This is a genomic window from Actinomycetota bacterium (assembly GCA_030684515.1).
GTDB lineage: Bacteria > Actinomycetota > Actinomycetes > S36-B12 > S36-B12 > UBA11398.
In genome coordinates this window covers 77,123-100,978 of sequence record JAUXVJ010000009.1, presented here as the reverse complement: position 1 = coordinate 100,978, position 23,856 = coordinate 77,123, and the positions used below count along the sequence as shown (strand labels likewise).

The 23,856-nt window shown below is 58.9% G+C and carries 24 protein-coding genes, 2 tRNA genes and 1 pseudogene; 10 read left to right on the top strand and 17 right to left on the bottom strand.

The annotated features are described in order from the left end of the window. The first annotated feature begins 12 nt into the window (after nt 1–12). Nucleotides 13–1,737 (top strand): Stk1 family PASTA domain-containing Ser/Thr kinase, encoded by a 1,725-nt coding sequence (gene pknB, locus Q8M73_02265; protein MDP2287374.1) that lies wholly within the window; start codon nt 13–15, stop codon nt 1,735–1,737. Nucleotides 1,738–1,749: 12 nt separating this feature from the next. On the opposite strand, the gene Q8M73_02260 is transcribed toward pknB, so the two are convergent. Next, nucleotides 1,750–2,370, bottom strand: a complete 621-nt coding sequence (locus Q8M73_02260) for an aminodeoxychorismate/anthranilate synthase component II (GenBank protein ID MDP2287373.1) — start codon at nt 2,368–2,370, stop codon at nt 1,750–1,752. Nucleotides 2,371–2,436: 66 nt separating this feature from the next. Between Q8M73_02260 and Q8M73_02255 the strand changes: the two genes are divergently transcribed. Then, the gene (locus Q8M73_02255) at nt 2,437–2,703 is read left to right on the top strand and encodes a cell division protein CrgA (GenBank protein MDP2287372.1); all 267 of its coding nucleotides are present in this window, start codon (nt 2,437–2,439) and stop codon (nt 2,701–2,703) included. A gap of 62 nt (nt 2,704–2,765) precedes the next feature. On the opposite strand, the gene Q8M73_02250 is transcribed toward Q8M73_02255, so the two are convergent. The 11 genes from Q8M73_02250 to dnaA all read right to left on the bottom strand — a co-directional run bounded on the left by Q8M73_02250 (nt 2,766) and on the right by dnaA (nt 14,053). Further along, a complete protein-coding gene (locus Q8M73_02250) occupies nt 2,766–3,482 on the bottom strand; it encodes a rhomboid family intramembrane serine protease (GenBank protein MDP2287371.1) in 717 nt (238 codons plus the stop codon). 153 nt (nt 3,483–3,635) lie between these two features. Then, nucleotides 3,636–4,154 carry a peptidylprolyl isomerase gene (locus Q8M73_02245; GenBank protein ID MDP2287370.1) on the bottom strand — a complete coding sequence of 173 codons (519 nt, stop codon included), beginning with the start codon at nt 4,152–4,154 and terminating at the stop codon, nt 3,636–3,638. A 62-nt stretch (nt 4,155–4,216) separates the two neighbouring features. Beyond that, a tRNA-Ala gene (locus Q8M73_02240) sits at nt 4,217–4,289 on the bottom strand. Between the two features lie 10 nt (nt 4,290–4,299). After that, nucleotides 4,300–4,410: a DLW-39 family protein gene (locus tag Q8M73_02235; GenBank protein ID MDP2287369.1), complete on the bottom strand. Its 111-nt coding sequence runs from the start codon at nt 4,408–4,410 to the stop codon at nt 4,300–4,302. 16 nt (nt 4,411–4,426) lie between these two features. Further along, nucleotides 4,427–4,501: transfer RNA gene (locus Q8M73_02230), tRNA-Ile, on the bottom strand. 84 nt (nt 4,502–4,585) lie between these two features. After that, complete coding sequence (gene gyrA / locus Q8M73_02225) at nt 4,586–7,153, bottom strand: DNA gyrase subunit A (protein MDP2287368.1); 2,568 nt, start codon at nt 7,151–7,153, stop codon at nt 4,586–4,588. Between the two features lie 15 nt (nt 7,154–7,168). Then, nucleotides 7,169–9,229, bottom strand: a complete 2,061-nt coding sequence (gene gyrB, locus Q8M73_02220; protein MDP2287367.1) for a DNA topoisomerase (ATP-hydrolyzing) subunit B — start codon at nt 9,227–9,229, stop codon at nt 7,169–7,171. 141 nt (nt 9,230–9,370) lie between these two features. Continuing rightward, nucleotides 9,371–9,853, bottom strand: a complete 483-nt coding sequence (locus Q8M73_02215) for a DciA family protein (protein ID MDP2287366.1) — start codon at nt 9,851–9,853, stop codon at nt 9,371–9,373. Then, entirely contained in the window at nt 9,843–10,991 is a 1,149-nt protein-coding gene (recF, locus tag Q8M73_02210; GenBank protein MDP2287365.1) for a DNA replication/repair protein RecF, read from the bottom strand. The genes Q8M73_02215 and recF overlap by 11 nt, the downstream gene beginning before the upstream one ends. Before the next feature lie 16 nt (nt 10,992–11,007). Then, nucleotides 11,008–12,132, bottom strand: a complete 1,125-nt coding sequence (gene dnaN / locus Q8M73_02205) for a DNA polymerase III subunit beta (GenBank protein MDP2287364.1) — start codon at nt 12,130–12,132, stop codon at nt 11,008–11,010. Nucleotides 12,133–12,601: 469 nt separating this feature from the next. Next, nucleotides 12,602–14,053, bottom strand: a complete 1,452-nt coding sequence (gene dnaA, locus Q8M73_02200) for a chromosomal replication initiator protein DnaA (protein ID MDP2287363.1) — start codon at nt 14,051–14,053, stop codon at nt 12,602–12,604. A gap of 265 nt (nt 14,054–14,318) precedes the next feature. Here dnaA and rpmH point away from each other — a divergent pair, with 265 nt between their 5' ends. The 8 genes and pseudogenes from rpmH (at nt 14,319) to Q8M73_02160 (ending at nt 19,125) form a co-directional block, all read left to right on the top strand. Continuing rightward, nucleotides 14,319–14,453, top strand: coding sequence for a 50S ribosomal protein L34 (rpmH, locus tag Q8M73_02195; protein ID MDP2287362.1), 135 nt, complete (start codon nt 14,319–14,321; stop codon nt 14,451–14,453). Next, entirely contained in the window at nt 14,453–14,800 is a 348-nt protein-coding gene (rnpA, locus tag Q8M73_02190; GenBank protein MDP2287361.1) for a ribonuclease P protein component, read from the top strand. Before rpmH ends, rnpA begins: the two co-directional genes overlap by 1 nt. Before the next feature lie 101 nt (nt 14,801–14,901). Beyond that, entirely contained in the window at nt 14,902–15,156 is a 255-nt protein-coding gene (gene yidD, locus Q8M73_02185) for a membrane protein insertion efficiency factor YidD (GenBank protein ID MDP2287360.1), read from the top strand. Further along, nucleotides 15,135–16,091: a membrane protein insertase YidC gene (gene yidC / locus Q8M73_02180; protein MDP2287359.1), complete on the top strand. Its 957-nt coding sequence runs from the start codon at nt 15,135–15,137 to the stop codon at nt 16,089–16,091. Before yidD ends, yidC begins: the two co-directional genes overlap by 22 nt. Before the next feature lie 9 nt (nt 16,092–16,100). Further along, nucleotides 16,101–16,589, top strand: a complete 489-nt coding sequence (locus Q8M73_02175) for a R3H domain-containing nucleic acid-binding protein (protein MDP2287358.1) — start codon at nt 16,101–16,103, stop codon at nt 16,587–16,589. 8 nt (nt 16,590–16,597) lie between these two features. Further along, nucleotides 16,598–17,212 (top strand): annotated as a pseudogene (rsmG, locus tag Q8M73_02170) (16S rRNA (guanine(527)-N(7))-methyltransferase RsmG). A gap of 136 nt (nt 17,213–17,348) precedes the next feature. Continuing rightward, nucleotides 17,349–18,155, top strand: coding sequence for a ParA family protein (locus Q8M73_02165; GenBank protein ID MDP2287357.1), 807 nt, complete (start codon nt 17,349–17,351; stop codon nt 18,153–18,155). A gap of 46 nt (nt 18,156–18,201) precedes the next feature. Next, on the top strand, nt 18,202–19,125 hold the full coding sequence (locus Q8M73_02160) for a ParB/RepB/Spo0J family partition protein (protein ID MDP2287356.1): 924 nt from the start codon (nt 18,202–18,204) through the stop codon (nt 19,123–19,125). Between the two features lie 43 nt (nt 19,126–19,168). On the opposite strand, the gene Q8M73_02155 is transcribed toward Q8M73_02160, so the two are convergent. From Q8M73_02155 to trxB, 5 genes are all read right to left on the bottom strand, one after another. Continuing rightward, nucleotides 19,169–20,113, bottom strand: coding sequence for a D-alanine--D-alanine ligase (locus tag Q8M73_02155; protein MDP2287355.1), 945 nt, complete (start codon nt 20,111–20,113; stop codon nt 19,169–19,171). A 40-nt stretch (nt 20,114–20,153) separates the two neighbouring features. Beyond that, a complete protein-coding gene (locus Q8M73_02150; protein ID MDP2287354.1) occupies nt 20,154–21,404 on the bottom strand; it encodes a PLP-dependent aminotransferase family protein in 1,251 nt (416 codons plus the stop codon). Nucleotides 21,405–21,495: 91 nt separating this feature from the next. Beyond that, a complete protein-coding gene (locus tag Q8M73_02145; GenBank protein ID MDP2287353.1) occupies nt 21,496–22,539 on the bottom strand; it encodes a peptidoglycan-binding protein in 1,044 nt (347 codons plus the stop codon). A 2-nt stretch (nt 22,540–22,541) separates the two neighbouring features. Continuing rightward, a complete protein-coding gene (gene trxA / locus Q8M73_02140) occupies nt 22,542–22,862 on the bottom strand; it encodes a thioredoxin (GenBank protein MDP2287352.1) in 321 nt (106 codons plus the stop codon). Nucleotides 22,863–22,906: 44 nt separating this feature from the next. Beyond that, the gene (trxB, locus tag Q8M73_02135) at nt 22,907–23,839 is read right to left on the bottom strand and encodes a thioredoxin-disulfide reductase (protein ID MDP2287351.1); all 933 of its coding nucleotides are present in this window, start codon (nt 23,837–23,839) and stop codon (nt 22,907–22,909) included. Between the last annotated feature and the right edge of the window lie 17 nt (nt 23,840–23,856).

Sequence of the window (23,856 nt, the reverse complement as noted above, 5' to 3'; positions counted from 1 at the left end):
AATGGAGGAAGTGTGAGCGACGTGCGCATGCTTGGTGATCGCTATGAAATTGGCGAGGTCATCGGGCGTGGAGGCATGGCCGAGGTGCATGAGGCGCACGATGTGCGCCTTGGACGAAGAGTCGCTATCAAGATCTTGCGTCCCGACCTTGCTCGTGACCCCGATTTCCAAGTTCGCTTTCGTCGCGAGGCACAATCAGCTGCAGCCTTGAACCACCCCAACATCGTCGCTGTGTACGACACTGGCGAGGACCGACTCGATGGTGAAGCCGGCGGCGCGCAGGTAGTCGTTCCGTACATCGTCATGGAATTCGTTGATGGCATGACCTTGCGTCAGCTGCTCTCCGCTGGACGTCGTCTACTGCCTGAACGGGCACTTGAAATCGCATCAGGCGTGCTCTCTGGTCTGGACTACGCACACCGCCACGGCATCGTCCATCGCGATATCAAGCCGGCAAACGTGATGCTCACTCGTACTGGTGACGTGAAGGTGATGGATTTCGGCATCGCTCGTGTCATCAACGAATCTGGCATCAGCATCACGGCCAGCTCGGCAGTCATGGGCACTGCGCAGTACCTGTCACCCGAGCAAGCCCGCGGTGAAGTGGTGGACGCGCGCAGCGATCTCTACTCAACTGGCGTACTGCTCTACGAGCTGCTCACTGGTCGCCCACCATTCATTGGCGAGTCCGCGGTGTCCATCGCCCACCAACATGTCTCCGAGATGCCAACACCTCCTTCACAGATCGACAATGGCGTCTCACCAGAGATTGATCTCATCGTCCTTGCAGCTTTGGCCAAGCGCACTGACGAGCGCTACCAGACTGCTGGTGAGTTCCGTGCCGATGTTGAGCGTGTGATTCAAGGCGGCCCGATGACTATGGCCGTGCCAACAATGATGGCCAGTGAGCACACGCAGATGCTCTCGCCAGTAGAAGCCTCCGGCAGCGCGGCCTACGCGCGGTACCAACAGCAACAGCGTCGTGGTCGCGGCGGTGCATTCTGGGCTATCGCAGTCGTCGCGATCGTCGGAGCCGTAGCCGCAGCCTTGTTCTTCGTCCTACCGCTACTTGGAGGCGCAAGCACGAACAAGGTCAGTGTTCCCAACCTCGAAGGCCTCACGGTCGAAAGCGCCCAATCCCTCCTGAGTGCTTCGAATCTCAGTCTCGGCGGTCAGACCACCGAGGTCTCAGACCGACCGCTCGGGCGCATCATCGCGCAACTGCCAGCATCGGGCGAATCACTTGAGGAGGGCCAGGCCGTAAATGTCACAGTCAGCAGTGGCAAGGAACAGGTTCCCGTTCCACTGTTGGTCGGCCTGACCTCCGTCGATGACGCGCGCTTCGCTCTGGAAGAAGTCGGGCTTCAACTTGGTCCCGTCGGCGAGGTGGATTCCAAGCAGCCTGCTGGAAACGTTGTGTCTCAAACGCCAGGTGAAGGTGAGCAGATCAACGTCGGCAGCACTGTGTCGATCAAGATCGCCTCGAGCAGTGTCAAGGTGCCTTCTGTTATCGGATCCACAGAAGCGCAGGCTCGAAGCGACATTGTTCAAGCTGGCTTTGATCCGCAGGTCATCTATCAGGACACCGGGGCAGATGTTGCTGGCACTGTGCTTGCGCAGTCACCCAAGGCCGGAGCCAAACTGGATCGTGGCTCAGTTGTCACCATCACCGTTGGCAGAATCGGACCAACGCCGACGCCGACAGTGACTGAAGTTCCGCCACCACAGATTGGCTAGCAGCAAGCGCCGCTAGTGGTGCACAACCGGCGCAAGGCCGGCACTGTTCGCAACAGCATTGATATCGCCGCACTCGGCAAGCCAGTTGGCCAGCATCCGATGCCCGCCTTCAGTGAGCACTGACTCAGGGTGAAACTGCACTCCCTCGATCGGCAGCGAACGGTGACGCACACCCATAATCACGCCGCTGTCAGTCTGGCCAGTGATCTCAAGTTCATCGGGCATGGTTGCCGGGTCAATGGCCAGTGAGTGATATCTCGTGGCCGTGAAGGGGTCAGGTAGCCCCTGCATCACACCGATGTCTCGGTGGTGCACGAGAGAGACTTTGCCGTGCAGTAGTTCAGGAGCGCGACCGACAGTGGCACCAAAGGCAACGCCGATCGCCTGATGCCCAAGGCACACACCCAGGATCGGCAACTGGCCACCACATTCCTGAACAATGGCGATGCAGACACCGGCGTCCTCGGGTGTACCAGGACCTGGCGAGAGCAGCGCTCCGTCATAGCCAAGGGCCTCAGCAGGAGTGACGTCGTCATTTCGCCGCACAGTGACCTCTGCGCCAAGTTGGGCGAGGTACTGCACCAGGTTGAAGACGAAGGAGTCATAGTTGTCCACAACCAAGATCCGGGTCATACCGGTATCTTCTCAGCACAAGGTCGGCTTCAACGGAGCCGGCTCGCTCACAGGAGGGTCACCACAGTGCCAGAGTCCAAGCGACGCAAGAAGGACAACGGGTACACCCCGCCGCCCACCATGGGCGAGCGCAAGGTCGCGCGCCTTGGTTCGCCCCGATGGCTGGCCCCCCTCATGGTGGCCTGCTTCATCGTGGGCCTGATCTACATCGTGGTGTTCTACATCGCCGGGTCGCAGATTCCGATCATGCGCGATCTGAGCAATCTGGTAAATATCGGCATTGGCTTCGGTTTCATCATCGTTGGATTCTTCTTATCCACGAAGTGGCGATAGCTCCTCGATAGGAGACTTACACGGCTGTAATTCTCCACAGCTGTGGAAAAGTATGTGGATAACTACGTCTGCAGGCCTGGGACAAAGGGCGCGAGCAGATCCTGGACCTGTGAGGTGCGCACCAGCGTTGCGACAAGCAGGAATGCGAGCAGGCCCAGACATCCGATGGTCTGCCACAGCACTTGGTTGCGGCGAGGGGCGAAGACAAAGATGGCCGCCACCAGTGCTCCCACGACGAGCCCACCCAGATGCGCACGCCAGTCCACATTGGGCTGGATGAACCCAAAGGCCAGGTTGATCGCCAACAGCACGAGCACTTGAGTGATGTCGTACCTCAGTCGCCGACCAGCCACGACAAAGGCGCCCATGAGCCCGAAGATGGCACCGCTAGCGCCTACGGACACGGTATTGATTTCCGAGAAGGAGTAGGAGGCCATTGCCCCACCCAGCGCTGAAAGCAAGTACAGCACGGCGAACCGAGCATGGCCAAGGACTCGTTCCAGGGTAGGACCCATCACGAACAGCACATACATGTTGAAGGCGATGTGCAGGATTGATCCATGCAGGAAAGCACTGGTCAGCAATGACCAGTAGTCACCATTGGCCGCGATCCCAATTGGCCACATACCCCAGTTCGAGGCGGATTGGTCAACCCCGATCGACAGCTGCAGCAGGAACACCGCGATATTGATGCCGATCAAGCCGTAGGTCAGGTACGGCTTGGAGATCACGGGCGCCCCAAGAGCCGTGATCACATGCACAGTTTCGGCTTTGTCCACGCACGATGGACATTGAAATCCCACCGGCGCCGGGATCATGCACTCCGTGCAGATGGGCTGACCGCAGCGGCCGCAATGGATATAGGTCACCCGCTCCGGATGCCGATAGCACACTGGGCCGGCAGGCTCCCCTGCTGGCTCAGTCATCGATGACTAGGCGCGAGTGACGGTGACCGAGTTGATGACAATCGGCTCCAGGGGACGGTCCTGCGGGCCGATGGGTGAAGAGGTGATCGAGTCGACGACATCGCGAGACTCCTGATCAGCGACCTCACCGAAGATGGTGTGCTTGAAGTTCAACCAGGTCGTGGCTCCCACGGTGATGAAGAACTGCGAGCCGTTGGTATTAGGGCCCGCGTTGGCCATGGCCAGGAGATAGGGTCGATCAAAGCTGAGTTCTGGATGGAATTCATCAGCGAACTTGTAACCCGGGCCACCGGTACCGGTGCCAAGCGGGTCGCCACCTTGGATCATGAAGCCGGGAATGACACGGTGAAAGATCACGCCGTCATACAGGGGTGTCGAGGACTTCTCGCCAGTCTTTGGGTTGGTCCATTCGATTGACCCGTCAGCAAGGCCGGTGAAATTGTTCACGGTCTTGGGTGCGTGGTTGTCGAACAGGTTGATACGGATGTCACCCTTATTGGTGTGCAGCGTGGCTGTTGAAGTCATGGCTTGATCCTGTCATGAGAGAGCTCTGGACGATGGGTGCCCTTGCATTCGGGCGAACGAAGTGGAGGTTAGGAGACTCGAACTCCTGACTTCTGCCTTGCAAAGGCAGCGCTCTACCAACTGAGCTAAACCCCCTGAGAACTACTTATCGTAGATCAGGTTCCTGTGTTGGCTCTGACCAAAGATCGGCCTCATCCTGATTCGCCAAGTACTGCTTGTAGGCGAAGTAAGCGACCCCGACAACGATTCCGAGCACTAATAGTTTTTTCACGTGGGCCTAGATGGACTTGAACCATCGACCTCTTCCTTATCAGGGAAGCGCTCTAACCAAGCTGAGCTATAGGCCCGTTCCGAACCGCAAGGCAATTGGCATTGCTCCGAGGCGCGGGGTGAAACAGTACCTGATCTAGAACAGGCACTGCGCCGGGGCGTTAGTCGCTTGGCTCAGCAGGGTCAGTGACGGCTTCAGTGACCTGATCCAGAGGCTCAACTTGGACTTCTGTGGCTTCGTCAGTGAGTTCATCCTCGGCCAGGTCTTCTGCCTCCTGGCCACGAGCAACCGCCACGATGGCGTCGCCGTCAGCGAGGTTCATCAGGCGAACCCCCATGGTGTCACGTCCAGAAGGTCGGACCTGATCCACGCTTGTGCGAATAACCACGCCATTGGATGCGATGGCAAAGATCTGATCACCCTCATCGCAGACCAAGGCGCCTACTAGCGAACCACGCTCCTCGACCAGTCTCATCGCGCGCACGCCAAGAATGCCTCGGCCTTTGGGCGCCCACTCAGTGATAGCAGTGCGCTTGGCGTACCCGCCATCAGTGATGGTTACGACGTATGCGCCATCGCGAGCCACATCCATGGCCAGTAACGAGTCCTGGCCACGGAATCGCATACCGATGACGCCACTGGTGGCACGACCCATCGGTCGCAGGGTCTCATCCTTGGCATCAAAGCGCGCAGACATGCCCTTGCGAGAGAACAGCATGAGGTGATCGTTTTCGGACACCAATTGTGCCGAAATCAACTCATCGTCATCTGCAAGATTGATTGCGATGATGCCACCGGTGCGATTGGTGTCGTAGTCGGAAAGCCTGGTCTTCTTGACCATGCCCTTGAGCGTTGCCAGCACCAGATGCTCACCGGCCTCGTAGTCAGCGATTGCCAGCACCTGGGCGATAGTCTCGTCAGGTTGGAAGGCCAGCAGGTTGGCTACATGTTGGCCGCGCGCGTCGCGACCAGCTTCAGGTAGCTGATAGGCCTTCGCGCGGTAGACGCGTCCCTTATTGGTAAAGAACAGCAGCCAATGGTGCGTGGTGGTGACGAACATGTGCTCGACCACATCATCCTGGCGAAGTGCAGCACCCTTGACTCCCTTGCCGCCCCGACGTTGCTCGCGATAGAGCTCGGCCTTGGTGCGCTTTGCATACCCACCTGAAGTAATGGTGAGCACAACATCCTCAACAGCGATGAGGTCTTCGTCAGTGACGTCGCCATCCCAGGCGACAAAGTCTGTTCGGCGATCATCACCGAACTTCTCGGTGATCTCTGCGAGTTCTTCAGAGATGATCGAACGCTGACGAGGCTCATTGCTGAGGATGTCGTTGTAGTCAGCGATCTTGGTCATCAGGTCTTCGTACTCATCAACGATCTTCTGATGCTCCAGGGCCGCGAGGCGACGCAGCTGCATGTCCAGAATGGCCGTTGCCTGGACTTCGTCGATCTCGAGCAGTTCCATCAACCCGGTGCGCGCATCGTCGACAGTTGCCGACGCGCGAATCAGAGCGATGACCTCGTCGAGGGCATCCAGTGCCTTGAGGTAGCCGCGCAGAATGTGTGCGCGCTCTTCGGCCTTGCGCAAGCGATAGCGCGTACGGCGTTGGATGACCTCAACCTGGTGCGTCACCCAGTAGCGGATGAAGGCCTCAAGTGTGAGGGTGCGTGGCACGCCATCGACCAGGGCAAGCATGTTGGCGCCGAAATTATCCTGCAACTGCGTGTGCTTGAACAGTTGGTTCAGGACAACCTGCGCAACAGCATCGCGCTTGAGTTCAAAGACCAGACGCATTCCAGTGCGCGAGCTTGAATCATCACGCACATCTGAAATGCCAGTGAGCTTTCCGTCACCGACAAGCTCGGCAACGCGCAGCAGAAGGTTGTCGGGGTTCACCTGGTACGGCAACTGGGTGACAATGAGTACCTGGCGGCCACGAGCGTCTTCATCGACTGTGACCACTGCGCGCATCGTGATCGAACCTCGACCGGTGCGGTAGGCATCTTCGATGCCCTTGCGTCCAACAATCAGCGCGCCTGTGGGGAAATCAGGGCCCTTGACAATCTCCAGGAGTGCTGTCATGCGCTCATCAGTGGTGGCATCTGGATTTGCGAGTACCCATTGCGCGGCAGCTGCAATTTCACGCAGGTTGTGCGGCGGAATGTTCGTGGCCATGCCGACTGCGATGCCCGAACTGCCATTGACAAGCAGATTGGGAAAACGGCTCGGCAAGACGAGTGGCTCTTGAGTGCGGCCGTCGTAGTTCGGACCGAAGTCGACCGTCTCTTCGTCGATGTCGCGCACCATCTCCATGGCGAGCGGGGCCATGCGACATTCGGTGTAGCGCTGGGCAGCTGGCGGATCGTTGCCGGGTGATCCGAAGTTGCCCTGTCCTTGCACCAGCGGGTAGCGCAGCGACCAAGGCTGGGCCAGGCGTACGAGTGCGTCATAGATGGCACTGTCGCCGTGTGGGTGATAACTGCCCATGACATCGCCGACCACACGCGCGCTCTTGGAGAAGTTGCGGTCTGGACGGTAGCCGCCGTCGTACATCGCATACAGCACGCGGCGGTGCACCGGCTTGAGACCATCGCGCACATCGGGCAGTGCGCGAGAGACGATGACCGACATCGAGTACTCGAGGTAGGAACGCTGCATCTCCGTCTGAAGATCAACAGGCTCGATCCGACCGTGTGAACTGATTACTTCAGTGTCTTCAGACACGCTGAACTCCTGAAACTAGATGTCGAGGAAACGCACGTCGCGTGCGTTCTGCTGAATGAAATTGCGGCGGGACTCGACGTCTTCGCCCATGAGTACGCTGAACATTTCGTCAGCCTGCGCTGCATCATCAAGAGTGATCTGCTGAAGCACTCTGTTTGCGGGATCCATGGTGGTGTCCCACAGCTCATCGGCATTCATCTCGCCAAGGCCCTTGTATCGCTGAATGGCTTCGTCCTTAGGCAGGCGCTTGCCTGCGGCAATACCGGCTTCGATGATGCCGTCGCGCTCACGATCAGAGTAGGCAAACGCTGCATCGTCTCGTGACCACTTGATCTTGTAGAGCGGTGGCTGCGACAAGAAGACGTGACCCAGATCTACCAGCGGCCGCAGGAATCGAAAGAGAAGCGTCAGAAGCAAGGTGGTGATGTGCTGACCATCGACGTCAGCATCGGCCATCAGTACGACCTTGTGGTATCGCAGCCGGTTGATGTCGAACTCATCTTGGATCCCAGTACCGAAGGCTGACACAAGTGCCTGCACTTCGGTATTGGCCAACACCTTGTCGATGCGTGCCTTCTCAACGTTCAGGATCTTTCCGCGAATCGGCAGGATCGCTTGAATGCGCGGATCGCGACCTTGACGAGCCGAGCCGCCAGCTGAGTCACCTTCGACAATGAATATCTCGCACTCTTCAGGCTCACGACTGGAACAGTCAATCAACTTGCCCGGCATACCGGCTCCGCCGAGCAGACCCTTGCGATTACGAGCCAGATCACGCGCCTTGCGGGCAGCGATACGAGCGGTTGCCGCATTGACCGCCTTGCGGGCAATCTCCTTGCCCTCGCTGGGGTGTTGTTCAAACCAGGCACCGAGCTGATCATTGACTGCCTTTTGAACGAATGCCTTCATCTCAGTGTTGCCAAGTTTGGTCTTGGTCTGACCTTCGAACTGCGGCTCTGCGAGCTTCACGCTGATGATTGCCGTCAAACCTTCACGTACGTCCTCGCCGGAGAGGTTGATGTCCTTCTCCTTGAGAATGTTCCACTCGCGCGCGAACTTGTTGACAAGGGTGGTCATCGCCGAACGGAAACCCTCTTCGTGCGTGCCACCTTCGGTTGTGTTGATGGTGTTGGCGAAGGTATAGACCGACTCTGCGTAAGTGTTGTTCCACTGCATCGCTATCTCAGCGCTCATCCGTCGCTCATCTGTGTCGGCCTCGGTCTCGACGTAGATGACGTGCTGATGCGCAGCACCCTTGCTGGCATTGATGTGCTGGACGAAATCCGAGATCCCACCGTCGTAGCGGTAGCGCACACTGCGGACTCGCTGCTCTTCATCTTCTCTCTCAATTGTTGCCAACGCAGCGCTGGCTTCGGCCTCTTCGCTGGAAAGCGAAGGGCGAACCACCGCTGCGCGTTCATCAGTGAGCTCAATGGTCAGGCCCTTGTTGAGGAAGGCCATCTCCTGGAAGCGACGCGACAAGGTAGTGAAGTCGTACGTGGTGGTCTCGAAGATCTCCGCGTCAGCCCAGAAGGTGACCGTGGTTCCGGTCAGGTCTGTGGCCTCACCAATGGCGAGGTCAGCCTGTGGGACTCCGTGCAGATAGGACTGACGATGCACGCGGCCGTTGAGACGAACTTCGACGTCTAAGGTGCGCGAGAGCGCGTTGACCACAGAGATGCCGACGCCATGAAGTCCGCCGGAGACGGTGTAACCGCCACCGCCGAACTTTCCACCGGCGTGCAGCACGGTCAGTACGACTTCAACAGCCGGGCGGCCCTCGCTCTCAACGATGTCGACCGGGATGCCTCGACCATCGTCGACCACGCGCACGCCGCCGTCTGCGAGCAGTGTGACGGAGATGGTGGTGGCGTAACCAGCCATCGCCTCGTCGACGGAGTTGTCCACGACCTCGTAGACGAGATGGTGCAGGCCTCGCTCACCGGTGGATCCGATGTACATGCCCGGGCGCTTACGGACAGCGTCCAGACCTTCGAGCACGGTGATGGCGCTGGCGTCATACGACACGGGTAACTGGCCTCCTGGAATGCTGGGAAGGGTGCTGAGATATTGCAGTAAGTCTACCCCGAATCTGTGACATGACTGCCAGATATTGGCCCGTGGCACTATCCAGGACGCCTTGACCCCCCAGGGTAAAGGCTGGTGTATGAACCGACCTCTAAACTGCTTCCTTAGTGGCTGCCTGGGCCGTGGGGCCTAGCCGTAGGTGTCGCGAGGCCCGCGGCCCTTGACGTGCCTGGCCCCAGACTTCCAAGAAGGTCCCTGTGGGCCCTGTATCCGAATATCGGTAACCACGCCTGCTCCGATTGCAGCATCAATGGTGGTGCGCAGGGTGGGCAGCAGATACCGAACCTGGGTGGCCCAGGTCGTGGACTCAGCCCGCAGGGTCAAGACACCGTCAATGAAGGACTCCGGGACAACATGACTGGCCAGATCAGCGCCCACAATCTCCGGCCACAGGACCGTGACCTGAGCTCCGGCACGCTCGCGGGTCCAACCGCGATTGCTGATCAATTCGCCGACCGCATCACCCAAAGGCAGTGGATCTCGGCTGTCAGAAGTGCCCGAGGGTCGCCTGCCACGCGATTTGGATCGCTGCTTGCCCGCACCAACTGCCCGATTCAAGGCCTTGGCAGCGGCATCCCCGCCCGCCGGAACTTCGCCTCGCTCAGAGGTCATGGGTCACCCTCCCAGTATCCACGCGAAAGCGCGAGCCGGAAAGCTCAGCTGGGATGTCGGCGTCAACAGCAGCCGTGATGAGCACTTGATTGGCGTTGACCAGACGCATAGCGAGCCGCTCCCGTCGCGCAACATCCAACTCGGCAAAGACGTCATCCAGGATCAGGACTGGGTCCTCCCCATCGGCCTTCAAGACATCGAAGCAGGCCAGCCGAAGTGCCAGCGCAATCGACCACGACTCGCCATGTGAGGCGTATCCCTTCGCCGGCACTGGACCCATGCGGATGGCCAGATCGTCTCGATGTGGACCAATAAGAGTGATGCCGCGGTTGAGTTCTTCAGCTCTGCGCAGCTCTATGGCCTCAAGCAGTGCAGCACTCCAGATGCCACGATCACGTGATGCCGATGGCAGACGCTCACCGAGAGCCGACTCAAGACTGGAGACGTAAAGCAACTCAAGCGCAGCAGAGGTGTCCTGCGCAATGAACTCGTAGTCGCGGACCGCTGGTGGAGTCAGAACATCCAGCAGCTCCAGGCGGGCAACGATCAGCTCAGCACCGATGGTCGCGAGTTGTTCGTCCCACACATGCAGAGTTCTCAGCATTTCTTGTCCTGCGCTCTTACGAGCAACCGATGCTGACTTCAACAGTGCATTGCGTTGTTTCAGAATCCGATCAAGATCGCTCATGGAGCCGGCCAGTCGGGGAGTTCGCTGCACCAAAATCTCATCAAGAAAGCGCCGACGATCTGAGGGGTCCCCCTTCACCAAGGCGAGGTCTTCTGGTGCGAATACAACAACACGCAGGATTCCAAGAATGTCGCGCACTCGAGTGACTGCTGAACGATTCACTCGAGCCTTGTTCGCCTTGCCGGGAATGATCGCGATCTCCACAAGTGCTTCACGATCGTGTGCAGAAACCGCGCAGCGAATGATGCCTTGGGTTGTTTCAATGCGCACCAGTGGTGCGTCACTGGCAACGCGATGACTGCCTAGGGTCGCGATATAGCCAATGGCTTCGACAAGGTTGGTCTTGCCTTGGCCATTGCGGCCAACAAATGTGGTGACACCTGGTTGGAGATCAATGCTCACTTGTGGATATGAGCGAAAGTCTGTCAACGACAGATGTGAAACCCACATACAACTCGCTACTCACTCAGCCGGTGAGACGAACAGGCATGAGCAAGTAGCGGTAGTCATCACGCATATCCGAGTTGGCTTCTGCAGCACCTGTTAGCACGGCTGGCCGTGTGGGTTGGGTGAAGGACATGCTCACGTATGGAGCGTCAAGGGCTGCTAATCCGTCGAGCAGGTACGTGGGGTTGAAGGCAATCTCAATGTCATCGCCATCAAGTGCAGACTCAACGGCTTCACTTGCTTGCGCATCTTCACCAGTACCTGCGCGAAGAATCACTTCTGATCCTTCAAATGAGAGACGTACCGGTGTGTTGCGTTCGGCAACCAATGCAACTCGCTTCACAGCATCAGCAAGCACCGAGGTCTCAACTGTTGCAACCGCAGCTGAGTCAGTTGGGAGTAGCGTTCGATATTTCGGAAATTCCCCGTCCAGCAATCGTGTTGTGGTGCGCCGTCCGTTGCCTTCAAAACCAATGAGGCCTTCACCCGCTTCGGCTAGTGCAAGTGTGACGAGATCAGCACTTGCCAACGCCTTTGCAGTGTCAGCCAGAGTGCGTGCCGGAATGAGTGCGGTTGCTGAAATTCCTGAGTTCTGCGGGTTCCAAGTGAAGTTGCGCACTGCGAGCCGGTAGCGATCGGTGGCGGCAAGCACAAGCGACTGACCTTCAATCTCCATCCGAATGCCGGTCAGGGTTGGCAATGTGTCGTCACGACCCGCAGCAATAGCCACCTGAGCAACCGCCTCAGCGAACAAGGCTGCGTTGATCTCACCTGACGACTTCGGCATGGCCGGGAGCTGTGGGTAATCCTCAACAGGCAAGGTCGGCAAAGTGAAGGAAGAACGACCGCAAGTAATGACAATGCGAGTGCCTTCACTGGCCAAGGTGACAGGTGCTCCTGGCAGTGACCGCGCGATATCAGCCAGGAGTCGACCTGAGACAAGTGTGGTGCCAGCCTCTTCAATGTCGGCGCTGATCAGTACTCGAGCTGAGACCTCATAGTCAAAGCTGCTGAGCGTCAGACCCTCACCATCAGCGGTGAGCACCAGTCCGGCAAGGACCGGCAAGGACGGTCGAGACGGCAAAGTCCGAGCAGCCCAAGCCACAGCATCTGCAAGCGTGTCTCGTTCAACGCGGATCTTCACGGTGCTTCCCCTTTTGACTTCAGCGCGGTCAGGCGTGGGGAGGATTGTTGCATCACCTTATGGCTCTTGATTCCATCGATAGTTATAGAAGTCGTAGTAGTCGTAGGTCCTGTGGAAACTGGGGATGACTGTCGATTTGCGCGGTGAGTAGGCGTGGGGCCATCCACGGGCCTTGGGGATGACCTTGGGATGAATCGGTCCATGACGTGGACAACTTCGTCACTTGCCGCCTTCTTCCACATTTGAGCTCCAAGTTGTCCCCAGTTGCTCAGGCACTGTTCCCGGCTGGCGAGAAGTTGTCCACAGGATGTCCACTGATGGGGATAGGGGACAAATTTGACAGCCAGGGGGACAGAAATCGGAGAGTAATCTCCACTGAATAGCAGGTTATACACAGGTTTACCCACAGGCTCTATCCACACCTGTGGGAAAGTTGGGGACAGTTGTGACAGATGTGACTGGCGGGGCATTACATCGGTCGGGGTTGCGACTTGATGCGGCTAGTGAGATCACTGACCTGATTGAACAAACTGCGCCGCTCAGCCATCAGTTGCCGAATCTTGCGGTCGGCATGCATCACCGTGGTGTGATCGCGGCCGCCAAAGGCCTGGCCGATCTTGGGCAGTGAAAGGTCGGTGAGCTCGCGACACAAGTACATCGCGATCTGCCTGGCGGTGACCAAGACGCGGGAACGGCTGGCACCGCAGAGGTCGTCAACGGTCACCCCGAAATATGAGGCAGTAGCAGCCATGATCTGGGCGGCGGTGATCTCAGGACCAGCCTCGGAGGGAAAGAGGTCCTTGAGCACGACCTCGGTGATTGACATATCAACTGGCTGGCGATTGAGGGAGGCGAAGGCAGTCACGCGGATGAGTGCACCCTCGAGCTCTCGGATATTGCTGGACACCTTGGAAGCGATGTACTCCAGAACCTCGGGGGGCGCGACCAGTCGTTCTTGCACACTCTTCTTTCGGAGAATGGCGATGCGGGTTTCAAGGTCAGGTGGTTGAACGTCAGTGATCAGGCCCCACTCGAAACGTGAGCGCATCCGATCCTCGAAGTCCTGCAGCAGCTTCGGAGGCAAATCCGAAGTAATGACTATCTGCTTGTTTGCGTTGTGCAAAGTGTTGAAGGTATGGAAAAACTCTTCCTGCGTCTGGACTTTTCCGCTGAGGAACTGAATATCATCAACAAGGAGAACGTCAACATCGCGGTACCGGCGTTGGAATGCGGCGGCCTTGTCGTCGCGGATGCTGTTGATGAATTCATTGGTGAATTCCTCAGAGCTGACGTATCGAACACGAGTGCCCTTGTAGAGCGTGCGGGTGTAGTGGCCAATTGCGTGCAGAAGGTGCGTCTTTCCCAGGCCGGATCCACCGTAGATGAATAGCGGGTTGTAGGCGCGGGCTGGCTGCTCGGCCACGGCTACCGCGGCCGCGTGGGCAAAGCGGTTGCTGGACCCAATCACGAAGGTGTCGAAGGTGTACTTGGCATTCAGCCGACCTTCTTCAAGCCTTGTGGTTGGTGAGCCAGTTCCGGGACGATCGTCGTTGCGGGCCTCGACATACGGCTGGGTGGCTTGTTCTGCGACGTGGGTGGGCAGCTCGCTGGCATAGGTGGCATCGGCTACCGCGTCGGTCACGTCTTCCAGGCCCGGGTCGATTGTGGGATCCACAGTGACGGCCAGCCGGACTTCGCGGCCCATGGTGGCGGTCAGCGCTTCCACGACCATCGGGCGCAATCGGGTTTCCAGCACGTCCTTGGTGAACTCATTTGGTGCGGCGACCAAAGCGGTGTCCTCGACAAGGCCAAGTGGACGAGTCAATGCGACAAAGGCCCGCTGCTGCGGAGTGAGGATGCCTTCGGAGAGGGTCGCGAGGACCTCAGGCCAGACATCAGCCAGTTCGCGCGTCTCTTCCACGGTGCCTCCTTGGCCTATTGTCGCCCGAGTGTGACAGTTGTCCACAAGTGTTTCCACAGGTGTGGACCTGTTACGTTCCAAGACCTGTGGACGATAGTGAGGAAACCCGGAATCCGCCAAGTTTTCGGCCAGTCAACAAGCGGGCAGACCACCCATTTGACCCGAAGGCCCCTACCTCCGTACCCTTTCCCAGTTCTAGGGATCAATCGTGCTCATTGGCGCAGGTTCTTAGCTTCCCCTTCTACGACCCAGCAGGAGCCAGACAATGAAGCGCACCTTCCAGCCCAATAACCGTCGTCGCGCAAAGACGCACGGCTTTCGGCTGCGCATGCGTACGCGCGCTGGCCGTGCTGTGCTGGCTGCGCGCCGCACCAAGGGCCGCGACCGCCTTTCGGCCTAATGCTTGCCGCGCCCTTTCGGCTGCGGCAGTCGGCTGATTTTCAAGCGACCGTCCGTCAGGGTGTCCGCGCTGGCCGTACCAATCTGGTGGTGCATCTCTTGTGCCGTCAGGTCGACGAACCCGCACGCATCGGTTTCACCGTCGGAGCTCAGGTAGGTGGTTCAGTGACCCGGCACCGCCTCACCCGTCAATTGCGCGCATTGAGTCGACCGCTACTGCCCAGCTTGCCCGCGGGCACCAATGTCGTGGTGCGCGCACTGCCCACTGCAGCCACCGTTGAATTCCAGACTCTGGCAGTTGAATTTCCTGAGGCGCTGGCCTCTGCGCTACGCAAGGCTCAGCGATGAAGCAGATGCTGTGGCTCTGGGATCACACCCTTGGAGGTGCCCTGAAGTATGCGTTGATCGGCCTGATTCGGGCCTATCAACTGACACTGTCTCCGATGCTCATGCCCAGTTGCCGCTTTCACCCCAGCTGCTCGGCATATGCGCTGGGTTCAGTGCGTACACATGGAGCGATCAAAGGCTTCGGGCTGGCAGCCTGGCGATTGCTGCGCTGCAACCCATGGAATGCTGGTGGTCTGGACCCCGTGCCTGATCATGGGCATTGGCGACCAGACATACTTCCGGATGGACAACCACGTGTGCAGTCGTCCGACTCAGTGAAGGATCAAGGGAGACCATGTTCATCTTCGATTGGCTGAAGGACGGGGTCAGCTGGGTTCTGATCCAGATCCACCAGTTCCTGAGCATCTTCTTCGATCCCGACAGCGGTTGGACTTGGACTTTCTCCATCGTTGGTCTGGTCGTCTTCATTCGAATCCTGCTGATTCCGTTGTTCGTCAAGCAGATCAAATCGCAGCGAAACCTGCAACTCATCCAGCCACAGATGAAGGCGATTCAAAAGCAGTACGCCGGCGACCGCGAGAAGCAGTCTGCCGAAATGATGAAGCTGTACAAGGAGACAGGCACTAATCCACTGGCTTCCTGTCTGCCAATCCTGTTGCAGGCTCCCATCTTCTTTGCCTTGTTCAGTGTGCTCAACGGCGTCTCGCAGTACTCCCCCGAAGGTGTGGCCGATGGCTCGTACGTCGGGCCTGGCGCCTTCGCTTGGACGCAATACGCCTACCTCGTGCCCTCAATGCATGACTCCACGATCTTCGGGGTGCCGCTTTACGGCACCTTCATGGCTGCAGACCTCACTCCCAACCCCACGGCCACTCACATTCTTTGCGTGATTCTGATCATCTTGATGACCGCGACCACCTTCTTGACCCAGCGTCAGCTGATCGTGAAGAACAGCGCTCCGGACAACCCGATGGTCAAGCAGCAGAAGATCCTTCTGTACGTCTTCCCCATCATGTTCATGATCTCCGGCATCAACTTCCCCATTGGTGTGCTGATCTACTGGTTCACTACCAACCTGTGGTCAATGGGCCAGCAGTTCTACGTCATTCGCAATAACCCCCAGCCAGGTACGCCAGCCTTTGAGGCCAAGGAAGCACGGGCCGTCGCCAAGGCAAATCGCAAATTGGGCATCAGTACCCATGAGGTCATCGAGGGAGTAGTGGTGGAGGAGACTGTCACACCTCGAACCCAGCCGAAGAAGACCTCCCGAAGCCAACGCAAGCGCAAGTAGGAGTATTGAATGTCTGAAGTGCAAAGTGACAAGCGCAGCCTCCTCGATCAGGAGGGCGAAGCTGCCGCCGACTATCTTGAGGGCCTGCTGGACATCGCAGATCTTGATGGTGACATCGATATCGACATTGATGGCAGCCGAGCGATGATTTCGATCGTGGAGGCGAAATCAGGTGATTTGTCGCATTTAGTGGGCGAGAATGGCGAAGTTCTGGACGCAATTCAAGAACTCACTCGCCTCGCTGCTGCTCGCGAAACCGGTGAGCGATCACGCTTGATGCTGGACATCGCCGGATTTCGGGCCCAGCGTCGCGCCGATCTGGTGGAGCTAGCCAAGACCGCTATTGCCGAGGCCCAGCGGACGGCCGCACCGGTGAGCATGAATCCGATGACACCATTTGAGCGCAAGATTGTGCACGACGCGGTTGCCGAAGCAGGCCTGGTCAGTGCCTCTGAGGGCGATGAGCCACAGCGTCGCGTGGTCATTCGCGTCAGCTAACGTTTCACGTGGAACATCCAGCACTTCCCTCCTGGCTCGAAGGGCAGCGTTCCGCACTTCAGGCCTACGCTGAATTGCTTGCCACGGTCGGGGTTGACCACGGCTTGATAGGGCCGCGTGAGGTTCCTCGCCTGTGGTCTCGCCACCTGCTGAACTCAGCTGTCGTGGCGGATCCAGAAGTCGGACTTGTTCGGCCCTGCGCATCAGTGGCCGATGTCGGCTCCGGCGCGGGCCTGCCTGGCTTGGTGTGGGCATTGGCCCGACCAGATCTCAGTGTCACGTTGATTGAGCCCCTCCTTCGTCGTGCGAACTTTCTACAAGAAGCAGTCGCACAGCTCGGTCTGACGCAACGGGTGCTTGTGGTCCGTGGGCGCGGCGAAGAGGTGAAGGCCCAGTGGGGTGCCTTTGATGTGGTCACGGCACGTGCGGTCGCTCCACTGCCCAAGCTCCTGGGTTCCACAATTCCGCTCCTGAAGCAGGGCGGACGACTCCTGGCTCTGAAGGGACAGCAGGCCGAGGATGAGTTGCTGGAGGCTGGTGAAGTCATTGCCCAATTCAAACTTCGAGAGGTCGCGGTGATTCACGTCGGAGCTCCATGGGTGGATCCGCCAACTACGGTGGTCAGCGCCTACCTCGGTGCGGCACAATGACCGCCATGTCCGCCCCTGAACCACCAGATGATGGGGCGCTGGGCTGGCCTGTTTCACGTGAAACATCCAAGGAAGACGACCAACCGAGCACAGATCTCGGTTGGCCAGCATGACCCGCGTCATCACCATTGCCAATCAAAAAGGCGGTGTCGGCAAGACCACGAGCGCCGTCAATATTGCCGCTGCTCTGGCCCTGACGGGCGCGCGAGTGCTACTGGTCGACATGGACCCACAAGGCAATGCCTCAACAGCGCTCGGCTTGGATCACCGCGAGGGAGTCCCAGGGATTTACGAGGTGCTTGGCGGCGACGCTGCAATGGCCGATGTCGTGCAGAACTGCCCGGACATCCCGAATCTGTCGGGAGTGCCGGCCACCATCGATCTGGCTGGCGCTGAGATTGAACTGGTGTCACAGGTCGCCCGCGAGTACCGACTGGCGCGTGCACTGGAGTCCTATCTGGCGGAGGCCGACGCTGATGGACTCAGTGTCGATTACGTCCTGCTGGATTGCCCACCTTCCTTGGGCTTGCTGACGCTCAATGGCCTGGTGGCAGCCCGTGAGGTGCTGCTGCCTATTCAATGCGAGTACTACGCCCTGGAAGGGCTCTCACAGTTGTTGCGGACGATCGATATGGTCCGAACCCACCTGAATCCGCAGCTTGAGGTATCAGCAATTCTGCTGACCATGTACGACGGTCGCACCCGGCTGGCAGCCCAAGTGGCCGAGGAAGTGCGCACCCACTTCGGAGAACGGGTGCTCAGCACAGTGATCCCTCGCAACGTCCGGGTGTCTGAAGCACCGTCCTACGGTCAGACAGTGCTCACCTATGACCCCTCCTCGCCAGGCGCCTTGACCTACCGGCAAGCTGCTGCCGAGCTGGCAGAGATTCGTCCACAGGCTTATCCACAGACATAGCAGTACATATACCTACATATCTATTCACCTATACACCGGAGATTTCATGAGCGAGGCACCCAAGCGAGGACTCGGCAAGGGCTTGGGCGCGCTTATCCCGACATCGGCGACCATGGATGGTCCGTCTTCCGCATCGGCACAGCCAGCCGAAATAGCCAGCGTGCACGGGCTGCGCTACGCCGAGCTGCCCATCGATGCGATCGTGCCCAACCCGCGCCAACCACGGACGGTCTTTGATGAGGACGCGCTGACCGAGTTGGTGAACTCGATCGCCTCGATCGGTCTGCTGCAGCCCGTGGTGGTGCGGTCCGCGGGAACCGGCTATGAGCTGGTTGCTGGCGAACGACGTTGGCGGGCAAGTGGGCTTGCTGGTCTGAAGGTGATTCCGGCCATCATTCGCCAGACCGATGATGATGCACTTCTGCGCGATGCATTGTTGGAGAACCTGCATCGGGCGAATCTGAACCCCTTGGAAGAAGCGGCTGCCTATCAGCAGCTGCTCGAGGACTTCGGCTGCACACAGGAGGAATTGGCCACCCGCATCGGTCGTTCACGGCCGCAGGTCACCAACACGCTTCGACTGCTCAAGTTGCCTCCAGAGGTGCAACTGCGAGTTGCTGCCGGAGTGATCAGCGCCGGACATGCTCGTGCGCTGCTGTCCTTGCAGGATCCCGAAGCCATGAAAACGCTGGCTACTCGCATCGTGGCGGAGGGTCTCAGCGTCCGCAGTGTTGAAGAGATCATTCTTCTTGGTGACACCAGTACGGCCAGCAGGCGCAAGCGGGCTCGATCAACGAGCACGCCTACTGGAGAGCTGCGCTCAGACATCGGCATTCGTCTCAGCGACCGTCTTGACACGCGGGTAACCGTGACCGGACTTGCCTCGAATAAGTCTCGAGGTCGCATTGTGATCGAGGTTGCCGATGCTGATGATCTGAGACGCATCGCTGACGCTATAGATCCAGGATAGTCAATACCCTTTATATACCAACAACTTTTTGCAGAATGTTGAATCAACCGCGAGCTATTGCCCGCTGTACCAACTGCAGCACGGTGTCGCCAAGAGACAGGCCCGCCGAATGCAAGGACTGCGGGAAGAGCGAGGTCTCAGTCATGCCTGGAGCAGCATTGGTCTCCAGGAACCATGGCGTACCCGAGGCATCGATGATGAGGTCGGTGCGCGACCAATCGCGCAAGCCAAGAACCTCATGTGCAAGGAGAGCCACGCGGGCACACTCCGCAGCGACATCCTCGCTGAGTCGCGCGGGGACGAAGAATTCAGTCGTGCCAGCGGTATAGCGGGAGTTGTAGTCGTACATCTCCGCCTGCGGAACGATCTCCACTGCTGGCAGTGCTGTGAGTCCGTCATTGCCTTCCAGAACGCTGATCGCCACTTCAGTTCCCGCTATCCATTGCTCCATCATCGCCACATCGCTGTATGCGAAAGCTCCGACCATTGCCGACGGGAACTCTTCTGCCGACTTCACCAGCGATGCCCCAAGGGCGGAGCCACCCTTGGTGGGCTTGACGATCAGTGGCAGGCCAAGAAGGTCGCGGATACCGATCAGGACGTCTGCAGCACCCAATTCACGAAAAGTGGCGTGTGGCAGTGCAACGCAGGCGGGCGTGGACACCCCAGCTCGCGACAGCAGGGTCTTGGCAACTGGCTTGTCGAAAGCCAGACGCGCAGCTTCCCCAGTCGAGCCGACGTAGGCAAGCCCCATGGATGTCAGAACGTCACGCAGTGCGCCGTCCTCGCCGGCTGCACCATGCAGCAGCGGAATGACGCAGCTGGGACGATGGCTGCCAAGCAGGCTCAGCAGAGTCAGATCGACATCTGCCTCACGCACTTCATCATCAGTGCTCAGACGCAGGGCTTCGGCCACGCGGCGACCCGAGCGAAGCGAGACATCGCGTTCGGGCGAGAGACCACCGGCGAGCACTAGATACGAAGACATTGATTCGATCCTTTCTCGAAGTGCTCGAAAACCGTTGGCATTACTGAAGGTTTGGCGCAGGAACGTTGGAACCGGGTGAATCTGATCCCGAATCAGAATGAAGTGCACTGCTCGTTCCGAAAGTCTCGGCAATCTCAAGCTCGCCCTCGATGACTCCGGCCAAACGGCGAACCCCCTCGCGGATCCGATCAGGTTCCGGATAGCAGTACGACAGGCGCATGTGCTCGTGCCCTTGGCCATTGACGTAGAAGCCGGTGCCCGGAACATAGGCAACCAAGGCGGTCACAGCTCGCGGAAGCATGGCCTTTGCATCAAGACCATTGGGCAGGGTCACCCAGGAGTAGAAGCCGCCAGCTGGAGTCGTCCAAGTGGTGCCAGCCGGCATGAGCTGCTCGAGGGATTCAAGCAATGCGTCACGACGCTCGCGATAGAGCTCACGGTAGGACTTGATCTGTTCGCGCCAGGGTTGAGTGGACAGGTATTCAGAGATCGTCAGTTGGCTGTAGTTCGATGGGCACAGCACAGCAGATTCGGCTGCCAGCACGAGCTTCTCGCGGACTCCATGCGGCGCGACTGCCCAGCCCACACGCAGACCGGACGCGATGGTCTTGGAGAAGGAGCCCAGGTAGATGACGCCTTCCTCGTCGTGCGATCGAATGGCTGCCGGTGGTTCGCCTTCAAAGCCGAGGAGGCCGTAAGGGTCGTCCTCAAGCAACAAGATGCCGGCGCGTTGAGCGATGCCAAGCACCTCACTGCGTCGCTGCTGACCTTGAGTCACGCCGGCTGGGTTGTGGAAGGAGGGAATCGTGTAGAGCATCTTGGCCTTGCGACCGCGCGCAGCAAGCGCGGCAATGGCCTCTTCCAAAGCTATGGGACTGAGTCCCTCGTCGTCCATGGCCACGTGAATGACTTCGCACTCATAGGCGCGAAATACGCCTAAGGCGCCGACATAGGAAGGTGCCTCGACCAGTACGACATCGCCTGGATCGCAGAACACTCGAGTGACAAGATCCAAAGCCATCTGGGAACCGGTGGTCACCACGATGTCGTCGGGGTGAGCTGAGACTTTCACGTCTGCCATCACTTCGAGAATCTGCTCTCGAAGGCCCACATCTCCTTGGCCTGAGCCATATTGCAAGGCAACTGCTCCGCGTTCGCGCAAAAGTTTGCTGACGGTTTCGGCCATGAGATCCATGTTCAGTGCTTGGACGAATGGCATCCCGCCAGCAAGGGACACCACTTCGGGTCGAGAGGCAACGGCGAACAGCGCACGGATCTCGGATGCCTGCATCTCAGATGTGCGCTGGGCATAGGAATCAACCCATGGGTCAAGTCGGGAACCACTCACAACGTCACACGATAGGCCGAAGGTCCGGCTGGCCCTAAATCGGCATGCAGAAACGGCTGATTGCTGCCGCTACGCCCGCTGCTAGGAGATCCTGATGGTCGGCGTCGATCAGCCTTGCGGCGTCGTGCGGATTTGAGAGATACCCGATATCCACCCGCACCACCGGCATTCGCGTCATGCGCAGCAGATCCCAGGTGCGTGCATGGGAACGGTTGTTGTGCATGCGGGTGCGAGCGCAGAGCTCTACCTGCAATTGCTCTGCCAGAGCTCGACCGGCGTATGAGTACACGCCGTCATCAGGCTCACCGAAGTAGTAGGTCGCGATGCCGTTGGGCAGTGGGCTGTCTGTGCGATCGCAGTGAATCGAGACCATCAAGTCAGCGCTGCTGCGGTTGGCGAAGTCGGCACGGGAAGTATCAGTGGGCAGTGAACTCTCAACGGAGCGGGTCAAGAAGACCTGGGTGCCCAAAGCCGCGAGTCGACCCTCCACGCGCGTGGCAATCGCTTGTGCGATGGCGTTGGCTTCGGGGTCGTCTTCAACGAAGCCAGGATCAATGACGACGACCTTGTCGGCAATGCCAGTCTGCAGAGCAGTGACAGCCAGAGGGTCACGCAGTCGAGCAGCATTGCCACCACTGACCGTCCGAACGAGTCGTTCGAAAGATCGGAAGGTCTCTGGCCCGCAGGTGCCATCTGCGGCTTCGCCCACGCTGCGTTGAAATTCACGCACCGCGGCATCGGTATCCGGTCCAAAAGCACCATCGGGACGACCGGCGTCAAAGCCCAACTGATTCAGGCGCTTCTGCAATTCGGAGACATCGTCACCGGTCATGAGGTGCCCTGGGAGGAATCGCAAGACGCGGTCGCCTAGGCGCCAGCGTGCCTCGTCGAGCCGTCGGAAGGTGTCATTGCCGACGATTCCATCGACTGTCAGCCCGCGTTCCTGCTGAAAGGTGCGCACTGCTGTATCGAGAGCGTCGTCGAACTGGTCACCCAGCGCTGAATTGAGATAGCCAAGATGCGCGAGCCGCGCCCGCACCTCGGCGACGGCCGCCCCGGTATCACCGCGGCGGGGCATCGTTACAGGTACGGAGCCAGATCAGCGAGCAGTGCAGCCTTGGGCTTGGCGCCGATGATGGACTTCACGACCTGTCCGCCCTGGAAGACGTTCATGGTCGGAATGGAAGTGATGCCGTAGGAGGCGGCGATGGCGGGGTTCTCATCGACATTGAGCTTGACGATGGTCAGACCCTCGTTCTGCGAGGCGATCTCCTCCAGGATCGGGGCGATCATCTTGCACGGGCCACACCACTCTGCCCAGAAATCGACGAGAACTGGCTTGTCACTGGTCAGAACATCGTCAGCAAAACTGGCTTCGGTGACAATTTTCGTTGCGCCCATGGGGATCTCCTTATTCAGGCTGGTTGTACTGCGGTGGACTTAGGTTACTCCGATGCTGCGAGCCAGCGTTCTGCGTCAAGTGCCGCAGCACATCCTGAACCGGCAGCGGTGATGGCTTGGCGATATCTGTGGTCCACGAGATCACCACAGGCAAACACACCAGCGAGGTTGGTCTCAGTGGTGCCGTTGATCGTCAAGACGTAGCCCTCGTCGTCAAGGTCGATCTGGCCCTTGACGAGTTCAGATCGTGGATCATGTCCGATGGCTACGAAGACCCCGGTGACAGCCAGTTCGCGAGTGCTGCCGTCCTTGGCATCTCGCACTGCGAGGCCCGAGACCTTTGCATCGCCAACTACATCGTCCACAAGGGTGTTCCATGCCACTGAGATTTTGTCATTGGCAAAGGCACGGTCCTGCATGATCTTGCTGGCGCGCAACTCGTCTCGACGGTGAACCAGAGTGACGGACCTGGCGAAACGGGTCAGGAAGGTGGCTTCCTCAAGTGCGGAGTCGCCGCCGCCAACCACTGCAATGTCCTGATCGCGGAAGAAGAAGCCATCGCACGTGGCACACCAGGAAACTCCGTGACCGGATAGTCGTTTCTCATTGGGAACTCCAAGCTCTCTGTAGCTGGAACCCATGGCCAAGATCACTGTCTTGGCTTGGTACACCCTGCCTTCGCCGTCGGTCACGGTCTTGATTTCGCCTGCAAGGTCAACGGTGACAACGTCGTCTGTGATGATCTCGGCACCAAAGCGGACGGCTTGAGCGCGCATGTTCTCCATCAACTCTGGGCCCATGATCCCGTCACTGAAGCCGGGGAAGTTCTCGACCTCGGTCGTGTTCATGAGGGCGCCGCCTGCAGTGACCGAACCTTCAAAGAGCAGTGGAGCCAATTGAGCGCGAGCGGCGTACACAGCGGCTGTGTACCCAGCTGGCCCTGATCCGATGATGATCAGGTCACGGATGTCGCTCATCTAGTTCCTCGCCTTTG